Origin of the sequence: Nostoc sp. UIC 10630 (assembly GCF_010747425.1) — a bacterium.
Taxonomy (GTDB): Bacteria; Cyanobacteriota; Cyanobacteriia; order Cyanobacteriales; family Nostocaceae; genus Nostoc.
In genome coordinates, this window is record NZ_JAAGOG010000420.1 from 1 (window position 1) to 1,697 (window position 1,697).

The 1,697-nt window shown below is 41.9% G+C and carries 1 protein-coding gene; it reads right to left on the reverse strand.

What is annotated here, in order from left to right; genetic code table 11:
- Nucleotides 1-6: 6 nt before the first annotated feature.
- Entirely contained in the window at nucleotides 7-1,404 is a 1,398-nt protein-coding gene (locus G1O98_RS38100) for an IS110 family transposase (protein ID WP_167306245.1), read from the reverse strand.
- Nucleotides 1,405-1,697 lie beyond the last annotated feature (293 nt).

Below are 1,697 nucleotides of genomic sequence, written 5' to 3' on the forward strand. Positions count from 1 at the left end.
CCTCTCCTAAGAAACCATCTCTGTAACAGAAGATTGAGCGATTAGATCAAAGCCTAACGCTTGTGCCTTTTTCTTCAGGCTTTTCACTACTTGTTGATGGTAGTGCTGTTCGTAGTAATTAGCTCCGGGATCTTTATACTCGCCTCCTGTTGACCAAATGTGATAAAAGATACGTGCCAGTTTATGAGCTGTGGCTGTGATTGCCTTTGCTGGACCTAACCGAGATCGAGTACGCCGATAAAATGCCCCTAATGCAGTAGGAGACTTAGACAAGGATTGAGCTGCCATCCGTAAAGCATTCGCAGCACGATTGACTACATGGCGTGTTTTACTACTCTTGACTTTTCCTCCTGTAATCTGGCTACCTGGACACAATCCGAGCCAAGAAGTAAAGTGCTTAACGGAGGGAAAGCGTCTAGGGTCTAAACCAATCTCAGATAAAAGGGTTTGCACTGTCAGCACTCCAATACCGTCAATGCGAGTAAAATCTACTCCACTGATCCGGTAAAGGTGAGTACGCAAGTCAAAACTGGGGGCATTGGTTGATGGCTTGCCGACACGTTTCGGTCTTGGTAATGGCGACTCAGATACGTTAACTTTGTCAGTAAATGCTTTTAAGCACTCTTCAATCTGAACATCACACGCTTCTATTTGAGTTCGATAAATCTCATACAGGTATAACTCTTGCTGTAAAACAAATATATGTTCAGCTCGGTAATCTCCTGTCAGAGCAGCAGCAATCTCAGTAGTAGTGCTTCTGATAGATGGATGTTTAAGTGCAGCTAAAACCTCAGGGTCACGCTCACCTTGGACAATTGCTCGAATAATTGCCATCCCAGTCAAACCTGTAATATCACTAATAACTCGATGCAATTGCACATTCATTTGAGTCAAAGCTTTTTGCATTCTTTGTATATGAACACTACCACTGCGAATCAAATTATCTCTTTGCCGAATGTAACTGCGTAAGGCACATACTTGATCTTCTGGACGAAAAGAGCCTGATAATAAACCGTAAGTATGTAATTTTTGCAACCATTGACAGTCTAGTACATCACTTTTACGACCAGGTACTGTTTTCACATGATGTGCATTAACCAGTTTGACCTCAAATCCGCGCGTTTCTAAAATTTGGAACACTGGAATCCAATATACTCCTGTTGATTCCATTGCTACAGTTTTAATGCCACATTTTTGTAGCCAATCTGCTAAAGCATACAAATCAGCCGTAAAACAACCAAAACTGCGTATGCATTCTCCATCTCTACCCTCAGGTACACTCACCCAATGGCTAACAGCACCAATATCAATACCTGCTGCATCTACATTGATTTGCGGTAAGCTAGTTGAACTCTCGCTTTGAGAATTGTTGTTAATTGATTTGGCTTTCAGTTTAGTATTCATGATTTACTCCTGCCAGAATCACTGACTCAGAGCTATGTTGCAAGTGTCCCGACCCAGGTTAGTTAGCTGCTTATTCTCCTAAACGGGATAGTGAAATCCATCACTTCACCAATGTCATAACCTCTATAACCCAGAACCAAGCTATTATACGGGCGTTCAAGCACCATTGAGGTATCGGTCTTAACTGTCAGGGCACTCTACTACTTTATAATCTTTCAGTCTGTATATCTAGTTCATGCTGTTTCTCTTAACTCATAACGAGCAAAATTGCTGCGTGAACAGCTATTATGCAA

What these genes read in the sequence shown, in the direction of transcription:
- G1O98_RS38100 (WP_167306245.1), bottom strand. Translation starts at nt 1,404, where the DNA reads ATGAATACTAAACTGAAAGCCAAATCAATTAACAACAATTCTCAAAGC.